The sequence below is a fragment of the Pseudomonas sp. SMV7 genome (assembly GCF_052041995.1).
Lineage (GTDB): Bacteria > Pseudomonadota > Gammaproteobacteria > Pseudomonadales > Pseudomonadaceae > Aquipseudomonas.
In genome coordinates this window covers 308,773-330,539 of record NZ_JBKGGT010000003.1, presented here as the reverse complement: position 1 = coordinate 330,539, position 21,767 = coordinate 308,773, and the positions used below count along the sequence as shown (strand labels likewise).

The window sequence follows — 21,767 nt, the reverse complement described above, 5'->3', positions numbered from 1 at the left end:
GCGTTTGGCCAAGAGCGTTTCGTCTCAACCGAGGCGCGCATTCTACGCTTTCCTCATTGCCTGTCAAGCATTTATTTTGAAGTTTTTTGCGAGAAACTCGTTTAGCTTCAAACACTTGACTCGCTGCGATCTCTCGTAGCGGGAGGCGAATCATACAGCGTTCTGAAACGCTGTCAACCTTCATCTCGACCGCTGCCGATCATTTGATCGAAGCACTTCCGATACTACCTGAATCGCCCAACTCATTGATTATCAAGGAATTTTGCGCTTCGACTACCTCGGAAGTGGGGCGCATTATAAGGGCATTCGAGACCGCGTCAACCTTTAAGTGCAAGAAAACTGAATATCGCTGAAAAAGCAAAGCGGGGAGGCCTGACGGCCTCCCCGCTCTTGATCGTTACCCTCCGCCTTCAAAGCACGCCGGCATCGCGAAGCCGGCGCACCTCATCGGCATTCAGCCCCAGCACATCTACCAACACCGCATCGGTATGCTCACCGAGCAGCGGCGGCGCCCGCCGGTATTCCACAGGCGTCTCCGACAGGCGAATAGGGCTCGCCACCTGCGGCACGCTCCCAGCCAGCGGATGCGGAATGTGCACTGCCAGTTCACGCGCCAGCACCTGCGGGTCCTGGAACATCTGCGCCAGGTCGTTGATAGGCCCACAGGGCACGCCCGCGGCCTCCAACTGGCTTACCCACTCGGCCGTGGTCTTGAACACCGTGGCCTGACGGATCAACGGTATGAGTTCCGCCCGGTTGGCCACGCGCATCTTATTGGTGACGAAGCGCGGATCGTCCGCCCATTGTGGCCGCCCGGCCACCTCAGCGAACTTGCGGAACTGGCTATCGTTGCCCACGGTGAGGATGAAATCGCCATCAGCCGTCGGGAAATCCTGGTACGGCACGATATTCGGATGCGCATTACCCAGACGACGAGGCGGCACGCCTGTGGTCAGATAGTTCATCGCCTGGTTCGCCAGACAGGCGACCTGCACGTCGAGCAAAGCCATGTCGACGTGCTGGCCCACCCCGGTCTGCTCTCGATGGGCGAGGGCGGCGAGAACTGCCACCGTGGAATACAGCCCGGTCAGAATGTCGGTCAGCGCCACTCCCACTTTGACCGGCCCCGCACCTTCTTCACCCTCCGGGCGACCGGTCAGGCTCATCAGTCCGCCCAGCCCCTGGATCATGAAGTCATAGCCGGCGCGCTTGGCATAGGGGCCGGTCTGGCCAAACCCGGTGATGGAGCAGTAGATAAGCCGCGGGTTGATAACCTTGAGGCTTGGGTAGTCCAGGCCGTAGGCAGCCAACCCACCCACCTTGAAGTTCTCGATGACGATATCGGACTTCGCCGCCAACTCACGCACCAGGCGCTGCCCTTCTGGTTGGGTGAAGTCGATGGTCACCGAACGCTTGTTGCGGTTGGCCGACAGGTAATAAGCGGCCTCGCTGGTATTTTGCCCCTCGGTATCCTTGAGGAAGGGCGGCCCCCACGAACGCGTATCGTCGCCACTACCAGGGCGCTCGACCTTGATCACATCGGCACCAAGGTCAGCGAGTATCTGGCCAGACCAAGGGCCGGCCAACACGCGCGAAAGGTCCAGCACCCGCAGATGTGATAGCGCGCCCATGGGCTGGCTCCTTATCAATAGAAAGCCTGGATACCGGTCTGGGCACGCCCCAGGATCAGCGCATGCACGTCATGGGTACCTTCATAGGTGTTGACCACTTCGAGGTTGACCAAGTGGCGGGCCACCCCGAACTCATCGGAAATGCCATTGCCACCCAGCATGTCACGCGCCATGCGGGCAATATCCAGTGCCTTGCCGCAGGAGTTGCGCTTCATGATCGAAGTGATTTCCACTGCAGCGGTGCCTTCGTCTTTCATCCGCCCGAGGCGCAGGCAGCCCTGCAGCGCCAGGGTGATTTCGGTCTGCATATCGGCCAGCTTCTTCTGGATCAGCTGGTTTGCCGCCAACGGGCGGCCGAACTGCTGTCGATCCAGGGTGTACTGCCGCGCAGTGTGCCAGCAGGCCTCGGCGGCCCCCAGGGCACCCCAGGAGATGCCGTAGCGCGCCGAGTTCAGGCAGGTGAACGGGCCTTTCAGGCCGCGCACATCGGGGAATATGTTCTCTTCCGGCACGAACACATTGTCCATGACGATTTCGCCGGTGATCGACGCGCGCAGGCCGACCTTGCCATGGATCGCCGGTGCACTGAGGCCTTCCCAGCCCTTCTCCAGGACGAAGCCGCGAATGTCACCCTCATCATCCTTGGCCCAGACCACGAATACGTCAGCGATCGGGCTGTTGGTGATCCACATCTTGCTGCCAGTCAGGCGGTAACCGCCGTCGACCTTGCGCGCACGCGTGATCATCGAACCCGGATCGGAGCCGTGGTTGGGCTCGGTCAGGCCGAAGCAACCGATCCACTCGCCGCTGGCCAGCTTGGGCAGGTACTTCTGCTTCTGTGCCTCGGTGCCGAATTCGTTGATCGGCACCATCACCAGCGACGACTGCACGCTCATCATCGAGCGGTAGCCCGAGTCGATACGTTCCACCTCGCGCGCAATCAGGCCATAGCACACATAGTTCAGGCCGCTACCACCGTATTGCTCGGGAATAGTGGCACCCAGCAGCCCGACCTCACCCATCTCACGGAAGATCGCCGGGTCGGTCTGCTCATGGCGGAAGGCTTCGAGCACACGCGGTGCCAGCTTGTCCTGGGCGAACTGATAAGCGCTGTCACGCACCATGCGCTCTTCTTCAGTGAGCTGCTGATCAAGCAGCAGCGGGTCGATCCAGTTGAAGCTTGCTTTACCGGCCATGAGCGATTCCTCGGAATGGGTACAGTTTCTTGTGCCTTGAGCCTAGGACGGATCGGCTGTCGGGACAAACGAGGATTGCGCACCAATTAGTGATATTTTGTCACTTCGTAAAAGGGTTAAACGCTACACTGACAGCCTTACAAGTGAGGTTGACGTACATGCGTCGCAAAATTCCGAGTACTGCCGCACTGGTTTGCTTCGAAGCCGCCGCGCGCAATGAAAGCTTTACCAAGGCGGCCCAGGAACTCGCCCTGACCCAAGGTGCCGTGTGTCGGCAGATAGGTAGCCTGGAAGCCTTCCTCAATGTGGAACTGTTCCGCCGCTCGCGACGTGGCGTAAAACTGACTGAGGCCGGCCTTTCCTATAGCCGCCAGGTGGCCGCCCAGCTTGACGCTGTCGAACGCGACACCTTGTCGGTAATGCGCCAGCAGGGCGCCAACGTCATCGAGCTGGCCGTGGTGCCGACCTTCGGCACCCAGTGGCTGCTACCGAGGCTCAAGGATTTCCAGCAGCGTCACCCTGAGGTCACGGTCAATCTCACCAATCGCACCCGGCCTTTCCTGTTTGCCGACACGACCTTCGATGCAGCCATCTATTTCGGCGATGGCGACTGGTCCGGCACCCAGTCGCATCGATTGATGGGAGAAAACCCGCTGCCTGTATGCAGCCCGGCGCTGCTGGGCGACCAGGGCATGCTCGACGCACAGTGCATTGCCCAGTTGCCGCTGCTGCAACAAAGCACCCGCCCTTACGCGTGGCGTCAGTGGTTCAACAGCATCGGACTGAACGTGGAGCGCGACATGACAGGCCCGCGCTATGAACTATTCTCGATGCTCGCCCAAGCGGCCATGCATGAGATGGGCATCGCGCTGATTCCGCCGTTCCTGATCCAGCGAGAGTTGGAAGAGGGCAGGTTGGTGGTCGCTAACAGGCATGCCCTGTGCAGCGACAAGGCCTACTATCTGATGATTCCGGAGCGCAAGGTGGAATCAGCTTCGCTGCGCGCGTTCCGCGACTGGCTGGTGAGCCAGGCCCAGGCATACACGGCGAGTGCCCAGGCACACGCGGCAACCTGACCCCGTAGTCAATAATTTTTAACACCTACAGATATATGTATTTGTCGCATTTTCATAAACTGTTATGCAAATGCAAAGATCTCGCTTAACCCGGCTTACCGCGCGGCTTTGCGGGTTATTTTGCGACATTCACCAAGCTGTAAGCGAATAGGCCGCAAAATTTTTGATTTTTTCTCCTAATCTCCCAATAGCCCTTGTTTGACGGGTCGCAGCCTGACCGTTGCGACATACGGTCACAGGGTGACTTGTAGTTTTGACTTTGTTTCGCTTCAGAACCGGTTGAAGGCCCTTGGCTTCGTCTGCAAAATGCTTCGCCCGCCCGGGATTCGGCGGGCCGGCGCTCCACAGCCGCCCCAGCGCACCATCCGAAGTGTGTTGGCTTTTACAAAGACAAAAGGTCACCGCAGGAGAAATAGTCGTGCACATTGGTGTTCCTCTCGAGACGCAGACCGGTGAGACAAGGGTCGCTGCGACCCCCGAAACCATCAAGAAACTGATTGGCCAGGGCCATCAGGTTACCGTCCAACGGGGGGCAGGGCTCAACGCCAGCATTCCGGACAGTGCCTATGAAGCCGTGGGCGCTTCCCTGGGAAGCGCAGCCGATGCCTACGGCGCCCAACTGGTGCTCAAGGTGGTCGCCCCCAACGACCAGGAACTGGCCCTCATCAACAGCGGCAGCGTCCTGGTTGGCATGCTCAACCCCTTCAACAACGAGCTGATCGGCAAGATGGCCGAACGCGGCATTACCGCCTTCGCCCTGGAAGCCGCGCCGCGCACCTCGCGGGCCCAGAGCCTGGATGTGCTGTCGTCGCAGGCCAACATCGCCGGTTACAAGGCTGTATTGCTGGCCGCCCATCACTATCCCCGCTTCATGCCCATGCTGATGACCGCCGCCGGTACCGTTAAGGCCGCACGCGTGCTGATTCTGGGTGCGGGCGTTGCCGGCCTGCAGGCCATCGCCACGGCCAAACGCCTGGGTGCAGTGATCGAGGCGTCGGATGTACGCCCGGCGGTGAAGGAGCAGATCGAGTCGCTGGGTGCGAAATTCATCGACGTGCCTTACGAGACCGATGAGGAACGCCAGTGCGCTGAAGGCGTCGGCGGGTATGCCCGGCCGATGCCGGCCAGCTGGATGCAGCGCCAGGCCCAGGCCGTGCACGAGCGCGCCAGGCAAGCGGACATCGTCATCACCACCGCGCTTATCCCGGGGCGCAAGGCGCCAACGCTGCTCAGCGCCGAGACCGTCGCGCAGATGAAGCCCGGCTCGGTGGTCATCGACCTCGCGGCAGCCCAGGGCGGCAATTGCCCACTGACCGTCGCCGACCAGGTGGTGCAGCACAACGGCGTGACCATCGTCGGCCCGACCAACCTGCCAGCCCAGGTCGGCGCTGATGCCTCGGCCCTGTATGCACGCAACCTGCTGGACTTCATGAAGCTGCTGTTCGACAAGGACGGCACGCTGGTCATCAACCTCGAAGACGATATCGTCGCGGCCTGCCTGATGTGCCGCGATGGTCAGGTCGTCCGCAAGAACGGCTAAGGAGCACGACAATGGAAGACATGCTGATTTCCCATGGCATCTACAACCTGATCATCTTCGTGCTGGCCATCTATGTGGGCTACCACGTGGTCTGGAACGTCACCCCGGCGCTGCACACCCCGTTGATGGCCGTCACCAACGCCATCTCCGCCATCGTCATCGTCGGTGCCATGCTGGCCGCCGCGCTGACCGTTACCCCGGCCGGCAAGCTGATGGGTACCCTCGCCGTGGCCCTGGCCGCGGTCAATGTGTTCGGTGGTTTCCTGGTCACCCGCCGCATGCTTGAGATGTTCAAGAAGAAAGCCAAGAACGAGGGGCAGAAGTAAGCATGAGCATGAATCTGGTAACACTTCTCTACCTTGTCGCCTCGGTCTGCTTCATCCAGGCGCTCAAGGGCCTGTCGCATCCGACCACCTCGCGGCGCGGCAACCTGTTCGGCATGATCGGCATGGGGATCGCCATCCTCACCACGGTTGGCCTCATCTACAAGCTTGGCGCCGAGCTGGCTACCGCCGGTATCGGCTACGTCCTGGTTGGCCTGCTGATCGGCGGTAGCGCTGGCTCGATCATGGCCAAGCGCGTCGAGATGACCAAGATGCCAGAGCTGGTCGCCTTCATGCACAGCATGATCGGCCTGGCCGCGGTGTTCATCGCCATCGCCGCCGTGCTGGAGCCGCAATCGATGGGCATCGTCGCCGCGATCAGCGACCCGATCCCCACCGGCAACCGCCTGGAGCTGTTCCTCGGCGCGGCCATCGGTGCCATTACCTTCTCCGGTTCGGTGATCGCCTTTGGCAAGCTGTCGGGCAAGTACAAGTTCCGCCTGTTCCAGGGCGCACCGGTACAGTTCGCCGGCCAGCACAAGCTCAACCTGATTCTGGGCCTGACCACCATTGCCCTGGGCCTGCTGTTCACCTTCACCGGCCACTACAGCGCCTTCACCCTGATGCTGGTATTGGCCTTCATCATGGGCGTGCTGATCATTATTCCGATCGGCGGCGCCGACATGCCGGTGGTGGTGTCGATGCTCAACAGCTATTCGGGCTGGGCAGCGGCCGGTATCGGCTTCTCGCTGAACAACTCGATGCTGATCATTGCGGGCTCGCTGGTCGGTTCGTCCGGTGCCATCCTCTCGTACATCATGTGCAAGGCGATGAACCGTTCGTTCTTCAACGTCATCCTCGGCGGTTTCGGCGGCGATACCGATGCCGGTGCGGCGCAAGGCACGAAAGAGCAGCGCCCGGTGAAGTCCGGCTCGGCTGACGATGCCACCTTCCTGCTCAGCAATGCCGACAGCGTTATCATCGTTCCGGGCTACGGCCTGGCGGTGGCTCGCGCACAACACGCGCTGAAGGAGCTGACCGAGAAGTTGAGCCACAACGGCGTGACCGTGAAGTATGCGATCCACCCGGTGGCCGGCCGTATGCCCGGGCATATGAACGTGTTGCTGGCCGAGGCGGAAGTGCCTTACGACCAGGTGTTCGAGATGGAGGACATCAACGCCGAGTTCGGTCAGGCCGACGTGGTACTGGTTCTGGGCGCCAACGACGTGGTCAACCCGGCGGCGAAGAACGACCCCAAGTCGCCGATTGCCGGTATGCCGATCCTTGAAGCCTTCAAGGCCAAGACCATCATCGTCAACAAGCGCTCGATGGCCAGCGGCTATGCCGGGCTGGACAACGAACTGTTCTACCTCGACAAGACCATGATGGTGTTCGGCGATGCCAAGAAGGTCATCGAGGACATGGTCAAGGCGGTAGAGTGACAACAGCCGCTGTAAACCAGCCGCTATAAAGAAAGCCCCGGTCAGAATCTGCCGGGGCTTTTTTTCTTGATCCGGATCAACGGCTCTACTTCAAGGCTTCTCATACGACCATGGTCGTGGGACGGCAAGGGGGCGAAGTCTCTAGACTGCGCTGCAGTAGTTTCAGTAGCCCGAGATAACAATCCATGTACCGTGATCGTATCCGCTTGTCCTCCCTGCATAGCAAGGTAATGAGTGCGGCTGATGCCGCTGGTCTGATCGAGGACGGCATGACCGTCGGCATGAGCGGTTTCACCCGCGCCGGCGAAGCCAAGGCCGTGCCGCATGCCCTGGCCGAGCGAGCCAAGCAGTCGCCACTGAAAATCAGCCTGATGACCGGCGCCAGCCTGGGTAACGACCTGGACAAGCAACTGACCGAGGCCGGCGTGCTGGCTCGCCGCATGCCGTTCCAGGTCGACAGCACACTGCGCAAGGCCATCAACGACGGCAAGGTGATGTTCATCGACCAGCACCTGTCGGAAACCGTCGAGCAACTGCGCAACCAGCAGTTGAAGCTGCCGGACATCGCGGTCATCGAAGCCGTGGCTATTACCGAGCAAGGCCATATCGTGCCAACCACGTCGGTGGGCAACTCGGCCAGCTTCGCGATCTTCGCCAAGCAGGTGATTGTCGAGATCAACCTCTCGCACAACACCAACCTCGAAGGCCTGCACGACATCTATATCCCGACCTACCGCCCGACCCGCACGCCTATTCCGCTGGTCAAGGTCGACGACCGAATCGGCAGCACCGCGATTCCGATCGACCCAGCCAAGATCGTCGGTATCGTCATCAGCGACCAGCCAGACTCGCCATCCACCGTACTGCCGCCGGATGACGAAACCCAGGGCATCGCCGACCACCTGATCAACTTTTTCAAGAAAGAAGTGGAAGCTGGCCGCATGACCAACAAGCTCGGCCCGCTGCAGGCCGGTATCGGCAGCATCGCCAACGCAGTCATGTGCGGCCTGATCGAGTCACCGTTCGAAGACCTGACCATGTACTCCGAAGTACTCCAGGACTCCACCTTCGACCTGATCGATGCCGGCAAGCTGAGCTTCGCCTCGGGCAGCTCGATCACTTTGTCCACCCGCCGTAACGCCGACGTGTTCGGTAACCTGGAGCGCTACAAGGACAAGCTGGTGCTGCGCCCGCAGGAAATCTCCAACCACCCGGAAGTGGTCCGTCGCCTGGGCATCATTGGTATCAACACCGCGCTGGAGTTCGATATCTACGGCAACGTCAACTCTACCCACGTTTGCGGTACCAGGATGATGAACGGTATCGGCGGTTCGGGGGACTTTGCCCGTAACGCTCACCTGGCGGTGTTCGTCACCAAGTCGATTGCCAAAGGTGGCGCGATTTCCAGCGTGGTACCGATGGTCAGCCATGTCGACCACACCGAGCACGACGTCGACATCCTGGTAACCGAACAAGGCCTGGCCGACCTGCGTGGCCTGGCGCCGCGTGAACGGGCAAGGGCGATCATCGACAACTGTGTGCACCCGGACTATCGCGCTGCGCTGAACGACTACTTCGAACGTGCCTGCCAGCGGGGCGGCCATACGCCGCATATTCTGCGTGAAGCGCTGAGCTGGCACGAAAACCTGGAAGAAACCGGGCGCATGCTGGCGAGCTGACCACAGCATTCCCGGAACGGCGGCCCCGCTTCCGTTGTTCCGGTCCTAGGGGCCGCTTGCGGCCCCTATCGCGACACAAGGCTGCTCCTGCAAGACTGTGTGCTGCCTGTCCAACCATTTCTATCATCATAAACTGTTCTACTGTACTGGTGTTTTTACCGCTTTAAGCCTTACTAAATTCTCTCCAGATCGAAAAACGCACCATATGCGTGCAGACCAGTACAGTTGCGCCTATTTCGGCTGCAACAGTAGGGTTACACAGTTAACTGAGCCATCGTCTTTCAACCGAACTGTATCTACTGTTATGGACGACGGAGGAGGATCATTGGCATCAGTTAAATCACTACCTAATCCCGCCATAAGCGGAAGGATGAAACATCATGGAACGTACCCTCAGTTCCGGTCTGGTTTTTGAAAGCAACGCCCAGCAATCCAACGCTTCGCTGCCGCTGCGCGCCCTGTCCACCCTGCTGCTGTGGCAGCGCCGTATGGCCAGCCGCCGTCAACTGGCTCGCCTGGACGCCCGCCTGCTGGCCGATGCCGGTATCAGCGAGTCGCAGCGTTACGAAGAGCTGAGCAAGCCTTTCTGGCGCTAAGCTCCGGCTTGCCGGCTTCGGCCGGCACCGCGAATTCTCAAAACCCGTTGCAGGAGACTGCGACGGGTTTTTCGTTTGTAAGACCCGCGCTAGAGCCTTTGCAGCGAAACAGGTACAGTTTTAACGCTATGCAAATCAAGCGGTACAGTTTCTGTTCCGCCTTTCATTAACATCTGGAAACACCGGCGCGTGATACGCTTGGCTTAACAGTCTGGTAGAACCCACTGTTTAAAGTACCGCGACGAGCTGTGCGAGCGTCCGACAAGCAGAACCACCCGACCCTAGTCCAGGAGTCCACCATCATGTCTCGTAAATACCTGATTGGCGCAGCCCTGATGCTGAGCCTGGCCGGCACCGCAAGCGCCACCAGCTTCGTTGTCACCACCGACGCCGTTGTTGGCGCGGTGGCAGCGTCCACCGATGCCACCTCCGACATTTCCTCTTCGTTCCGTGACGACAAGATTGTCCAGGCCGCCCGTGACGACGCCGCCAGCTTCGTAGGCAGCCAAGGCGATATCCGCGGTGCCAAGCTGGAGAGCGCGTTCCTGCACATCCGCTCGCAGATGCCCGCTCTGCAAGCCAGCGATGCGCAACTGGCCCAGGCCATCCTGGCGCTCTGAACCCGACTGATTCGTACCGCCGTGCCGGTTACCACAGGCACGGCCGTACGCCGTTGCTCCCACGTTTCCAGCTGTCGTAAAGCCCATGCGTTATCTGTTGCCGCTGCTGTTCCCCGTTGTTGGCATGGCCAGTGCCCATGCCATGGACACCACCACGCAAGGCCTGGTCATCACAGGCTATGTCACCAGCCAGGTCACCACTGCACCGTTCGATCGTAAACTGGTCCGTCAGGCCCGCGACGATGCGGCTGCCTTCGTTGCCAGTGACGGCCAGATCCGTGGCGCGCGGCTTGAAGCAGCACTGCAATCGTTACGCCACCGCTGCGCGCAGCAGGCCGTCGGCGACCTGGAACTGGCGCAAGCAATTCTCGTCCAATAATTCATCTGGCTCCTTGTATTTTCGGAGATGTTCCATGCGTAAACCGCTGATTGCCGCTACCCTCGGCATGCTCCTGCTGGCCGACCTGGCCCAGGCACAGACCCTGGTGGCCACCAGCAACATCATCGTGCGTGCCTTTGGCCGCTCGATCGATTTCACTTCTGACACCACCACCTCGATCCGCGACTCCAAAGTGGTGCGCGAAGCCCACGACGACGCTGCCAGCTTCGTTGCGAGCAACGGTGATATCCGCGGCGCCCAGCTCGAGGCAGCCTTCAATACCTTGCGCGAGCGCGTGCCGGAAGCACGCGGCGCCAGTGACCAGGTACTGGCTGAAGCCATCCTCGCGCTGTGAACCACGTGCGTGCCTGGCTGCTCGGCTGCGCCCTGACGCTGCTCGGCACGCCCGCCCTGGCCGACCTGCAGCTCGAGCTGCAGGCGTCCGGCCTTGATTCGCAACAGATCAAAGCCACCCAGGCCTTGCTCGACGAGGCCCTGGGCAAGCTCCCACCCCGTTTCAAGCAACAGTTGGACCGCCGCGTGCGGGTCAGCTGGAGTGACAACATGCCGGCCGACGCCTATGGCCAGGCATCGCTGGTCTCTACCCTGGCGCTCAATCGTCGCCTGCTGCCCAGCCTCGCTGATGGCAGTGCTGCCAGCGAACGTACCAACCGCCCCCATGGCACAGTGCGTGAAGAACTGCTGGCCACCGTGCTGCATGAGTTGACCCATATCTACGACCGCGCCCGGCTGTGGCCTGGCGCCGAAAGCTCGCTGATTGCCCGCTGCAAGCGCCAGCAAGGCACGCTCGGCAAGATCGGCCTGCCCGAGGCTTGCCGTGGCCAGGCAGAGCGTCGCTTCACCCTCAGCGACGACCCGCGCCTGCTCGACCTGGCCGGCTGGCAGCAATACGTGGGCCGACGCGGCGAGCGCGAGCAGCACAATGGCCAGTTCGTGCGCAGCCCGGACAGCTATGAGCTGACCAGCCCCAAGGAATACATCGCGGTCAACATGGAGTATTTCCTCCTCGACCCGAGCTACGGTTGCCGCCGCCCGGCATTGAACCAGTACCTGCGCGAGCACTTCGGCTGGGCACCGCAACAGGACACCTGCGCCAAGGGCCTGCCGTTCATCAATGCCGGCAGCGATTTTGCCCGCCAGCCACTCGGCGAGATCGACCCTGAGCGGGTCTATGAAGTGGATTACCTGCTGGCCGAAGCCAACCAGAACCTGGTCAGCCGCTGGGGCCATAGCATGCTGCGTCTGGTTATCTGCAAGCCAGGCCGCCCACGCGGACCGGACTGCCGCCTCGACCTCGACCAGAGCCTGGTGCTGTCGTACCGCGCCTTCGTCAACGACGTGCAGCTGTCGAGCTGGGACGGCCTTGTCGGTGCCTACCCATCGCGGCTGTTCGTGCTGCCCCTGGGCCAGGTGATCGACGAGTACACCAAGACCGAACTGCGCAGCCTGGCCTCGGTACCCTTGCGGCTCAGCCGCGACGAGATCGAGAACCTGGTACGCCAGGCTGCCGAAATGCACTGGAGTTATGACGGCAACTACTGGTTCCTGTCCAACAACTGCGCGGTGGAGTCATTGAAATTGCTACGCAGCGGCACTGCCAACCCACGCCTGAACGACCTCGACAGCATCATGCCCAATGGCTTGCTGGCGGTGCTCAAGGGCAGGGGCCTGGCCGATACCAGCGTGCTCGACGACCCGCGCGAGGCGTTGCGCCTTGGTTACCGCTTCGACTCCTACCGCGACCGTTACCAGGCCATGTTCGAGGTATTGAAGAAGCAGTTGCCCGTCAGGCAGGACACGGTCGAAGACTGGCTGGCGCTGGACGCCGAACAACGGCGGGCCTGGTTCCCCCAGGCCGACCTGCGCACCAGCGCCGCCTTGCTGCTGCTCGAGCAGGCCAGCCTGCGCCGGCAATTGCTGCTGGCCCAGGACGAGGTCAAGCAGCGTTACTTGAATGCCGCTGCGCTCAAGGATGGCAGCGTCAGCAAGGCCGACGCCACCTTGAGGCAGATGCTCGCCAACAGCGGCTTCCTCAGCCGCCCGGCCGAGTTGCTCGACACCCAGGGCTACGGGCTGCCGCAGCCGCAGGAGCGCAAGCACCTGGAGCGAGTCAGCAGCGAGCGGCAGGCGCAGCTGCTGCGCTTGAGCACCAACCTGGACAAGGAGGTGAGGGCGCTGCTGGAACCGTCGCGGGCCAGGGAAATTGCCGCCGTCGAGGCCAACGTAAAACAGATCGGCGAGCATCTGCGGACCTTGCACAAGGCAGCAGGTGGCCTGCAGCTGTGATGGTTGCCGTACCGGGCTCTTCGCGGTTTCACCCGCGAAAGCGCCAGCACCAGCAGCACCCGGCTTCCAGGTTCACTGCCCGCACCTTCGGTCACATCCGGCAATGACCTACCTCTCGTCGCCTTTGCTCCGGCGAAAGCTGGCTGAAAGCTTGCCCTCATAGGATAGCCACCACTACCGGCAGCAGACCGGTCAGCCAGGGCGCCGGTCATCACCGCGCCCGGCCCAATCAACAACAACAATGGTGATTCCGATGTACGCTTGTGCCCGCCTTTACGCAGACCCTCTACGCATGCTCCCTGTGCAGCGCCCGACGCGCTGACCCGCCCGAATCGACTTCCTTTCGCCGCGCCACGCCTGGAGTATTGCCATGCTGACCTTCCTCGGCTTTGCCATGGTCATCACCTTCATGTACCTGATCATGACCAAGCGCCTGTCGGCGTTGATCGCGCTGATCCTGGTACCGATCCTGTTCGCCCTGTTCGGCGGTTTTTCCGCCAAGATCGGCCCCATGATGCTTGAGGGCATCAGCAAGCTCGCGCCTACCGGCGTGATGCTGATGTTCGCCATTCTCTATTTCGCCCTGATGATCGACTCCGGCCTGTTCGACCCGGCCGTGCGCAAGATCCTCAAGCTGGTCAAGGGTGACCCGCTGAAAGTCTCCGTCGGCACCGCCGTGCTGGCCCTGGTGGTTTCGCTCGACGGTGACGGCGCCACCACCTACATGATCTGCTGTGCCGCCATGCTGCCCATGTACAGCCGCCTGGGCATGAGCCCGCGAATCATGGCGGGCCTGATCATCCTGGCCGGCGGGGTGATGAACATGACCCCGTGGGGCGGCCCGACTGCCCGTGCCGCCAGCGCCCTGCATGTGGACCCATCGGACATCTTCGTGCCGATGATCCCGGCCATGCTGTTCGGCGTCCTGGCGATCCTGGCCATTGCCTACCTGTACGGCAAGCGCGAACGCGCCCGCCTGGGCGAATTGCACCTGCCCACCGACGACATCGACCACAGCGAAATCACCGTTTCCCAGTACCCGGATGCGCGCCGGCCGAAACTGCTGTATTTCAACGGCGCCCTGACCGCCGCGCTGATGGCGGCGCTGATTGCCGGCGTGCTGCCGCTGCCGGTGCTGTTCATGATTGCCTTCAGCATCGCCATGATCGTCAACTACCCTTGCCTGCAGCAGCAGAAGGACCGCATCGCCGCCCACGCCGGCAGCGTGCTGGCTGTCACCGGGCTTATCTTTGCCGCCGGTATCTTCACCGGCATCCTGTCAGGCACCGGCATGGTCGACGCGATGTCCAAGAGCCTGCTGGCGGTCATCCCGGAAGCGCTCGGCCCCTACCTGGCGGTGATCACCGCGATCGTGAGCATGCCGTTCACCTTCTTCATGTCCAACGACGCGTTCTACTATGGCGTGTTGCCAGTACTGGCCGAAGCCGCCAGCCATTACGGCATCAGCCCGGTGGAAATGGCCCGTGCATCGATCGTCGGGCAGCCGGTACACCTGCTCAGCCCTCTGGTCCCGTCCACCTACCTGCTGGTGGCCCTGGCCGGCATTGAGTTCGGCGATCATCAGCGCTTCACCTTGAAGTGGGCAGTGCTGGTGTGCCTGTGCATAATGCTCGCCGCGCTGCTGATGGGGATTTTCCCGCTGTTCAGTAGTCTTTAATAAACGCGTATTCCCTAACGCGACGTGCCCGGGTATGGCACGTCGCCTTTACCGTTCGAAGGAAAACACATGGAATGGCTGACCAGCCCGGAAATCTGGGTTGCCTTTTTTACCCTTACCGCGCTTGAGATCGTCCTCGGTATCGACAACATCATCATGATCTCGATCCTGGTCAGCCGCATGCCCAAACACATGCAGCCGCGCACCCGGATCTTCGGCCTCGCCCTGGCCATGGTCACCCGCATCATGCTGCTGCTGTCGATCACCTGGGTCATGCGCCTTACTGCCGACCTGTTCGTGGTGTTCGGCCAAGGCATTTCCGGGCGTGACCTGATTCTGTTCTTCGGTGGCCTGTTCCTGCTGTGGAAAAGCTCGCAAGAGATCTACCACGGCCTGGAAGGCGAGGACGAGAACGCTGAAGAGCCGAAAGGGGCGGGTGGCAAGTTCTTCTATACCATCATCCAGATCGCCATCATCGACATCGTGTTCTCGCTGGACTCGGTCATTACCGCAGTAGGCATGGTGTCGCACGTACCGGTGATGATCGCCGCCATCGTCGTCGCGGTGCTGGTAATGATGCTGTGCGCTGGCACCATCAGCGAATTCATCGACAAGCACCCGTCCTTGAAGATGCTCGCCCTGTCGTTCCTGATCGTGGTCGGTACCGTGCTGATCGCCGAGTCTTTCGACGTGCACGTGCCGAAGGGCTACGTCTACTTCGCCATGGCGTTTTCGCTGGCGGTGGAAGCCATCAACATTCGGATGCGCACCGCACTGGCCCGCAAGCAAGGCAAAGAGCATGAGCCGGTGAAACTGCGCAAGGATATTCCGGGTCAATAAGATCAGGAAGCGCAGTACACAAAGGGCCCTTCGGAGCCCTTTTTTTCATGCCGGCAATCATTCATTTCCAGCGTGTTTCAAATAAATGGCAGCCATGCGAAGCTGGCGACAGCTACGCAAAACGACTAAAGCTTTGAGTGAGCACTGAAAATTCTTCAAACGCTCGCGCTTCATCTCTTGGCCCGCTGGGCCAATGTACCAGGGGGCCGTCGCCATGCTGACCCTGCTCAACCTGCTCTCGGCCGTAACGCTTCTGGTCTGGGGCACCCACATCGTACGTACCGGCATCCTTCGGGTATTCGGCTCGAGCCTGCGCCGCATCATCGGCCAGAACATGAACAAGCGCCCGTTGGCGTTCGTCGCCGGTATCCTGGTCACCGCCATGGTGCAGAGCAGCAACGCCACCGCCATGCTGGTCACCTCGTTCGTCGGCCAGGGCCTGATGGCCATGACCCCGGCCCTGGCGATCATGCTCGGAGCTGACGTCGGCACCGCGTTGATGGCCCGGGTACTGACACTGGACCTGTCCTGGCTGTCGCCGCTGCTGATCTTCCTGGGCGTGATCTTCTTCCTCTCGCGCAAACAGACGCGGGCCGGCCAGCTGGGCAGGGTAGGCATCGGGCTTGGCCTGATCATCCTGGCACTCGAGCTGATCGTGCAGGCCGCCACGCCGATCACCCACGCCCAAGGTGTAAAAGTGCTGTTCGCCTCGCTGACCGGCGACATCATGCTGGACGCCCTGGTCGGGGCGCTGTTCGCCATGATTTCCTATTCCAGCCTGGCCGCCGTGCTGCTCACCGCGACGCTGGCCGGCGCCGAGGTGATCAGCCTGCCGGTGGCCATCGGCCTGGTGGTCGGTGCCAATATCGGCAGTGGGCTGCTGGCTTTCATCAGCACCAGCATGCAGAACGCCGCTGGCCGTCGTGTAGCCCTGGGCAGCCTGTTGTACAAGCTGATCGGCCTGCTGCTGATCATCCCCGTGCTGCACCCGCTGGTGGCCTGGATGGACTCACTGAGCTTCAGCGCCCAGGAACTGGTCATCGGCTTTCACCTGCTCTACAACACCCTGCGTTGCCTGATCATGCTGCCCACGGTCAGGCCGATGGGCCGGTTGTGCAACAACTTGCTCCCCGACCGGGAAAACGGCAACGGCCAGATACGCCCACGCCACCTCGATACTTCGGCACTGGAAACGCCCAGCCTGGCCCTGGCCAACGCTGCCCGTGAAACCTTGCGCCTCGGTGACATCGTCGACAGCCTGCTCGAAGCCATGCTGGGCGCCCTGCGCGGTACCCAGACCGCCTTGCCCCAGCAGGTCCGGGCCCTCGGTGAGGACGCCGACGCCTTGTACAACGCGATCAAGCTGTACCTGGCGCAGATGTCGCGTGAAGACCTCAGTGAACAGGACAACCGTCGCTGGGCAGAAATCATCGAGCTGGCGATCAACCTCAAGCTGGCCTGCGACCTGATCGAGCGCATGCTGCGCAAGGTCCAGCAGCAGAAGACCAGCCAGCGCCGGGAGTTTTCCCAGGTGGGCCTGGAAGAGCTGACCGGTCTGCAGGAGCAGCTGCTGGCCAACCTGCGTCTGGGCCTGTCGGTGTTCCTCAGTGCAGACCCGGAAAGCGCCCGTTTGCTGCTGCGGGAAAAACGCCGCTTCCGCGCCCAGGAACGGCGCCTGGCGCACGCCCATGTCAGTCGCCTGCAGCGCAAGGTAGTGCAAAGTATCGAGACCAGTTCGCTACACTTGGAACTGATCGCCGACATGAAGCGGTTGAACTCTTTGTTCTGTAGCAGTGCCTATGTGGTACTGGGCGGCTCGGACACGGGCGGGCTGATGCTCGACAGCGTGCCGGACGAAGCCCGCCTGCCGTGACTCCTATCTGAGGACCCAAGCTCGCCCATGCGTTGCCTGATGTTCGTTTGCCTGCTGATCTGCAGCCTGCCCTCATTTGCCCTTGACCGCTCGCGGGTTGAAGGCTACTTGCTGCCCAATGGCCTGCAGGTCATCTTGAAAAACGGCTATGAACGGGACCATGTGGCGATCCGCCTGGTGGTAGGCGTGGGCCTGGACGATTTCAATTGCGCGCAGAAAGAGCTGCCGCACTTGCTTGAGCACCTGTTGTTTAGCGGCATCGATGAAACCGGCGAAGGTGGCCTGGAAGAGCGCCTGCAGTCGCTGGGCGGCGAGTGGAATGCCTACACCAGCAGCGCCGACACCACGTTCGTCATCGAAGCGCCGGCGCGCAACCAGCGCAAAGTCCTCGACCTGCTCATGGCGGTAATCCGTGACACTCGGATCGACGCCAGGACCCTGGCCACCGCCAAGCGCATCATCGAACGCGAGGATGGCGGTCATTATGGCCACCTGCAGCGCTGGCTCGACCGCCAGGACATCGGCCACCCCGCCAGCGACCAGTTGGCCACTGAACTGGGCCTAAAGTGCCCCGAGCGCTCCGACCTCGACGACATGACCCTGGAGCAGGTGCAAACCTTGCGTGACCACTGGTACGCGGCCAACAACATGACCCTGATCATGGTCGGCGGCCTCGACCGCCTGCTGCCGGCCTACCTTGAACGTACCTTTGGCGAACTGCCCGCCAGCGAACCGGAGGAGCGCCGCACCCTGGAAAGTATCAGCCAGCCGGCCGAGCAGCGCCGCGACCTGGCCCGTGGCTGGCTGGGCGACAACGTCAAACTGCACTGGCTGTTCGTCGAGCCGGTGCTGGACAACGACCACCAGGCTACCCTTGACCTGCTGTCGCATTACCTGGAATGGGCGCTGTACGACCAACTGCGCCTGCGCAACGAACTGTCCTACGGCCCTTCGGCCCAACGTGAAAGTTTCGGCGACACTGGCCTGCTCAGTCTCAACGCCGACCTGGAGCGCGAGGACATCGACAAGGCGGTCAAGGTGATGCAAGCGTTGTTCGACCACCTGCGCAAGGAAGGCCTCGACCCGGACACCTTTGCCCGTATCAAGGACGCCAGCATCGCCAAGGAAAGCTGGAGCACCCAGGGCAACAGTGCCTTGGCCGACTATTACTGGGGGGCGCTGAACGACTATAACGACGGGCGCTTCAGCGACCCTGCGCGGAAACTGCGCCAGGTGAGCCTGGAGCAGGCCAATGAAGCGCTCAAGGCATTGCTCAAGGAGGATGGCTATCTGCGCATCGAGAAGCCGTTGCTTGGCTATGATGATCTGTATGGTCTGGCGGCCTTGCTGTTGGGGCTGATCCTTGCAGCAGGGCTGTTACGCTGGCGTCGGCATGCCCCGGAAAAACCGGACGACGCTACACGTTAGCGGTGAATCGGCGGTATTCTTTTGCCACTACCGCCCCCTCATCTTCCCTGTTGTAGAGCCAATGCCTCAAATACCCCGCATCGTCCAGCGCATCATCGATTTGCTTAAACGCTACCCCGGCATCATTGCGCTTGGCGGTTTCCTATCCGGCATCGGCAGCTTCATCCTGGTTGACCGTCAGGCCAGCCTGGCCAGCTGGGTGGCCGTGCTGATGCTGATCAGCTGGGTCTGGCTGATGCTGGAAAACACCCTCACCGGCCTGTTCGCGCGCATCTTCAACCGCGAGATCCCGCAACCGCTGCTGCGCTACGCGACGCAAATGATTCACCAGGAATCACTGTTCTTCGTGCTGCCGTTCTTCTTTGTCACCACCACCTGGAACAGCAGCCAACTGGTGTTCACCGGTTTGCTCGGGGCTGCCGGCCTGATCTCGATCATCGACCCGCTTTACTACAAGTGGCTGGCACCGCGGCGCTGGCTGTTCCTGGCGCTGCATACCCTGACCCTGTTCGCCGCACTGCTCACCGCGCTGCCAATCATCCTGCACCTGACCACCGCACAAAGCTTCAAGCTCGCCCTGATCATCGCCATGGCGCTGTCGTTCCCCAGCCTGGCCAGCAGCTTCCCGATCAACAACTGGCGGCGTGCCGTTGCGCTGGTGCTGGTTACCCTGTCGGTTGGCGGCGGCGGTTGGTTGCTGCGCTCCTGGGTGCCACCGGCGACACTGTGGATGACCGACGTCGCGGTGAGCACCGAGGTGCAGAACCGCCAGCCAGGCGCTTCGCTGAAGGAAATCGCTGCCAGCCGCATCAGCAGCGAAGGCCTGTATGCCTACACGGCCATCAACGCACCTCGCGGCCTGAACGAACGGATCTACCACGTGTGGCAAAAGGACGGAAAGGAAGTCGACCGCATCGCCTTGGATATCCATGGTGGCCGCAAGGAAGGCTACCGGGCGTGGACGCACAAGCAGAACTTCCCGCCCAACCCGGCAGGCAAGTGGCAGGTGAGGGTGCTGACCGAAGATGGGCAGGTGATCGGCGTACTGCGCTTCAAAGTGGTCGACGATGCGCCGGCGCAGTGATTGAGGATAACTTTGCGCCGCCTGTAGCAGCAGCCTTGCGTCGCGATAGGGCGCAGAGCGGCCCCCGTGCCCCATACAGCACATAATCACCAAACAGCCCTGGCCCGCTGCGCTATGATCAGCCCCTGAGCCTCACTGCCGAGTCAGGAGCATGGAGCCGATGACCCCACCCAGCGCCACCCTGGACACCAGTAGCCAACCGGCCTGCCTGCGCATTACCGGTGACTGGACGCTGGCGCATTACGCCAGCCTCAAGCGTGACAGCGAGCGCCTGCGCGCACAGTACGCCGCCGACACTGTTGCCGACCTCAGCCAACTGGGGCGCCTGGATACTGCCGGGGCCTCGCTGCTGGCCGAACTGCTCGGTGCCGAGCGCCTGTCGCTCTGCACCGACGAACTGCCCGAAGCCAGCCGCGCACTGCTCAGGAATGTCTATTGCTCCGTGCAGGACTACTGCATTCCGGTCAAGGAACCCGAGCGCAATGTGCTGCTGTTGCTGCTGGAACGCATCGGCTGCGCCGTCGGTGCCTTGTGGCAAGACAGCCTGCAGTTGCTCGGCTTCGTTGGCGTGATTCTCGAAACCCTGTTGCGCCGCGCCTTGCAACCGCATCGCTGGCGCTGGACCCCGGTGGTGGCGCACATCGAACAGACCGGCCTGGATGCTGCGCCTATCGTCGCCTTGCTGACCTTCCTGGTGGGCGCGGTGGTGGCCTTCCTTGGTGCCACGGTACTGGCCGATTTCGGCGCGACCGTGTTCACGGTCGACCTGGTGGCTTTTTCGTTCTTGCGTGAGTTCGCCGTGCTGCTGACCGCCATCCTCATGGCCGGCCGTACCGCCAGCGCATTTACCGCACAGATCGGCTCGATGAAGGCCAACGAGGAAATCGACGCCATCCGCACCCTGGGGCTGAACCCCATGGAGCTGCTGGTAGTGCCGCGGGTGCTGGCCTTGCTGATATCGCTGCCCTTGCTCACCTTTGTCGCGATGATCTGCGGGATCGTCGGCGGCGCGGTGGTATGTGCGCTGTCGCTGGATATTTCGCCAGCCATGTTCCTGTCGCTGCTGCAAAGCGACATTGGCGTGCAACATTTCCTGGTCGGCCTGGCCAAGGCGCCGTTCTTCGCGTTCCTGATTGCCGCCATCGGTTGCCTGGAAGGCTTCAAGGTCAGCGGCAGTGCCGAATCGGTGGGGGCGCACACCACGTCGGCGGTGGTGCAATCCATATTCGTGGTCATCGTGCTGGATGCGGTAGCCGCCCTGTTCTTCATGGAGATGAGCTGGTGAGTGGCCAGGAGAGCGTGATCGAGGCGCGGGGCATCTGCAACCGCTTTGGCCGCCAGAGCGTGCACGAGAACCTCGATCTCGACCTGTACCGCGGCGAGATCCTTGCCGTGGTCGGCGGCTCGGGCAGCGGCAAATCGGTGTTACTGCGCAGTATCATCGGCCTGCGGCGGCCCAATGAGGGGCAGATCAAGGTATTCGGCCAGGATCTCGCCGGCCTGCGCGAAGAGCAGCGCTCACTGGTCGAACGGCGCTTCGGCGTGCTGTTCCAGAAGGGCGCACTGTTTTCCTCGCTGACCGTGACCGAGAACGTGGCCTTGCCGCTTATCGAACACGCCGGGCTGTCCCGCGCCGATGCCGAACATCTGGCCGGGGTGAAGCTGGCCCTGGCCGGCCTGCCGATCTCGGCCGCCGACAAATACCCGGCCTCGCTGTCCGGCGGCATGATCAAGCGCGCGGCACTGGCCCGCGCCTTGGCGCTGGACCCGGACATCCTGTTCCTCGACGAACCCACCGCCGGCCTGGACCCGATTGGCGCCGCCGCCTTCGACCAGTTGATCCTGACCCTGCGTGACGCGCTGGGCCTGTCGGTGTTCCTCATCACCCATGACCTCGACACCCTGTACACCATCACCGACCGCATCGCCGTGCTGTCGCAGAAGAAGGTCCTGGTCGCCGGCCCGCTGGCCGAGGTCGCGCAGGCCAGCGACACCTGGATCCAAGACTATTTTCATGGCCCACGCGGGCGCGCAGCCGAACAGGCCGCCGTCCGTGCCGGGCAGGAGCGCTGAAC

19 protein-coding genes are annotated in these 21,767 nt (G+C 61.9%); 17 read left to right on the top strand and 2 right to left on the bottom strand.

The window, feature by feature from the left end:
- Positions 1-410: 410 nt before the first annotated feature.
- A complete protein-coding gene (locus ACLEJP_RS06300; RefSeq protein ID WP_440804953.1) occupies positions 411-1,631 on the bottom strand; it encodes a CaiB/BaiF CoA transferase family protein in 1,221 nt (406 codons plus the stop codon).
- Positions 1,632-1,645: 14 nt separating this feature from the next.
- Positions 1,646-2,827 (bottom strand): acyl-CoA dehydrogenase, encoded by a 1,182-nt coding sequence (locus ACLEJP_RS06295; RefSeq protein ID WP_225779925.1) that lies wholly within the window; start codon positions 2,825-2,827, stop codon positions 1,646-1,648.
- Between the two features lie 158 nt (positions 2,828-2,985).
- Between ACLEJP_RS06295 and ACLEJP_RS06290 the strand changes: the two genes are divergently transcribed.
- From ACLEJP_RS06290 to ACLEJP_RS06210, 17 genes are all read left to right on the top strand, one after another.
- The gene (locus tag ACLEJP_RS06290; RefSeq protein ID WP_440804951.1) at positions 2,986-3,903 is read left to right on the top strand and encodes a LysR family transcriptional regulator; all 918 of its coding nucleotides are present in this window, start codon (positions 2,986-2,988) and stop codon (positions 3,901-3,903) included.
- A 418-nt stretch (positions 3,904-4,321) separates the two neighbouring features.
- Entirely contained in the window at positions 4,322-5,443 is a 1,122-nt protein-coding gene (locus ACLEJP_RS06285; protein ID WP_440804950.1) for a Re/Si-specific NAD(P)(+) transhydrogenase subunit alpha, read from the top strand.
- 11 nt (positions 5,444-5,454) lie between these two features.
- A complete protein-coding gene (locus ACLEJP_RS06280) occupies positions 5,455-5,769 on the top strand; it encodes an NAD(P) transhydrogenase subunit alpha (protein WP_016484308.1) in 315 nt (104 codons plus the stop codon).
- Between the two features lie 2 nt (positions 5,770-5,771).
- On the top strand, positions 5,772-7,208 hold the full coding sequence (locus tag ACLEJP_RS06275; RefSeq protein WP_440804949.1) for an NAD(P)(+) transhydrogenase (Re/Si-specific) subunit beta: 1,437 nt from the start codon (positions 5,772-5,774) through the stop codon (positions 7,206-7,208).
- Between the two features lie 185 nt (positions 7,209-7,393).
- Entirely contained in the window at positions 7,394-8,887 is a 1,494-nt protein-coding gene (locus ACLEJP_RS06270; protein ID WP_440804947.1) for an acetyl-CoA hydrolase/transferase family protein, read from the top strand.
- Positions 8,888-9,267: 380 nt separating this feature from the next.
- Positions 9,268-9,483, top strand: a complete 216-nt coding sequence (locus ACLEJP_RS06265) for a DUF1127 domain-containing protein (RefSeq protein WP_003256968.1) — start codon at positions 9,268-9,270, stop codon at positions 9,481-9,483.
- Between the two features lie 302 nt (positions 9,484-9,785).
- The gene (locus tag ACLEJP_RS06260; protein WP_170027713.1) at positions 9,786-10,103 is read left to right on the top strand and encodes a DUF2388 domain-containing protein; all 318 of its coding nucleotides are present in this window, start codon (positions 9,786-9,788) and stop codon (positions 10,101-10,103) included.
- Between the two features lie 85 nt (positions 10,104-10,188).
- Positions 10,189-10,482, top strand: coding sequence for a DUF2388 domain-containing protein (locus ACLEJP_RS06255; RefSeq protein WP_440804946.1), 294 nt, complete (start codon positions 10,189-10,191; stop codon positions 10,480-10,482).
- Positions 10,483-10,516: 34 nt separating this feature from the next.
- The gene (locus ACLEJP_RS06250) at positions 10,517-10,837 is read left to right on the top strand and encodes a DUF2388 domain-containing protein (protein WP_012316830.1); all 321 of its coding nucleotides are present in this window, start codon (positions 10,517-10,519) and stop codon (positions 10,835-10,837) included.
- Entirely contained in the window at positions 10,834-12,789 is a 1,956-nt protein-coding gene (locus ACLEJP_RS06245) for a DUF7844 domain-containing protein (protein ID WP_440804944.1), read from the top strand. The genes ACLEJP_RS06250 and ACLEJP_RS06245 overlap by 4 nt, the downstream gene beginning before the upstream one ends.
- A gap of 370 nt (positions 12,790-13,159) precedes the next feature.
- Entirely contained in the window at positions 13,160-14,467 is a 1,308-nt protein-coding gene (locus ACLEJP_RS06240) for a CitMHS family transporter (protein WP_440804942.1), read from the top strand.
- Positions 14,468-14,536: 69 nt separating this feature from the next.
- A complete protein-coding gene (locus ACLEJP_RS06235; protein ID WP_225779915.1) occupies positions 14,537-15,307 on the top strand; it encodes a TerC family protein in 771 nt (256 codons plus the stop codon).
- Between the two features lie 214 nt (positions 15,308-15,521).
- Positions 15,522-17,180 (top strand): Na/Pi cotransporter family protein, encoded by a 1,659-nt coding sequence (locus ACLEJP_RS06230; RefSeq protein ID WP_440804940.1) that lies wholly within the window; start codon positions 15,522-15,524, stop codon positions 17,178-17,180.
- 27 nt (positions 17,181-17,207) lie between these two features.
- Positions 17,208-18,608, top strand: coding sequence for a M16 family metallopeptidase (locus ACLEJP_RS06225; RefSeq protein WP_440804939.1), 1,401 nt, complete (start codon positions 17,208-17,210; stop codon positions 18,606-18,608).
- Positions 18,609-18,669: 61 nt separating this feature from the next.
- The gene (locus ACLEJP_RS06220; protein WP_440804938.1) at positions 18,670-19,692 is read left to right on the top strand and encodes a DUF5924 family protein; all 1,023 of its coding nucleotides are present in this window, start codon (positions 18,670-18,672) and stop codon (positions 19,690-19,692) included.
- Between the two features lie 151 nt (positions 19,693-19,843).
- Positions 19,844-20,977: an ABC transporter permease gene (locus tag ACLEJP_RS06215; protein WP_440804936.1), complete on the top strand. Its 1,134-nt coding sequence runs from the start codon at positions 19,844-19,846 to the stop codon at positions 20,975-20,977.
- Positions 20,974-21,765, top strand: a complete 792-nt coding sequence (locus tag ACLEJP_RS06210) for an ABC transporter ATP-binding protein (RefSeq protein WP_440804935.1) — start codon at positions 20,974-20,976, stop codon at positions 21,763-21,765. The genes ACLEJP_RS06215 and ACLEJP_RS06210 overlap by 4 nt, the downstream gene beginning before the upstream one ends.
- Positions 21,766-21,767 lie beyond the last annotated feature (2 nt).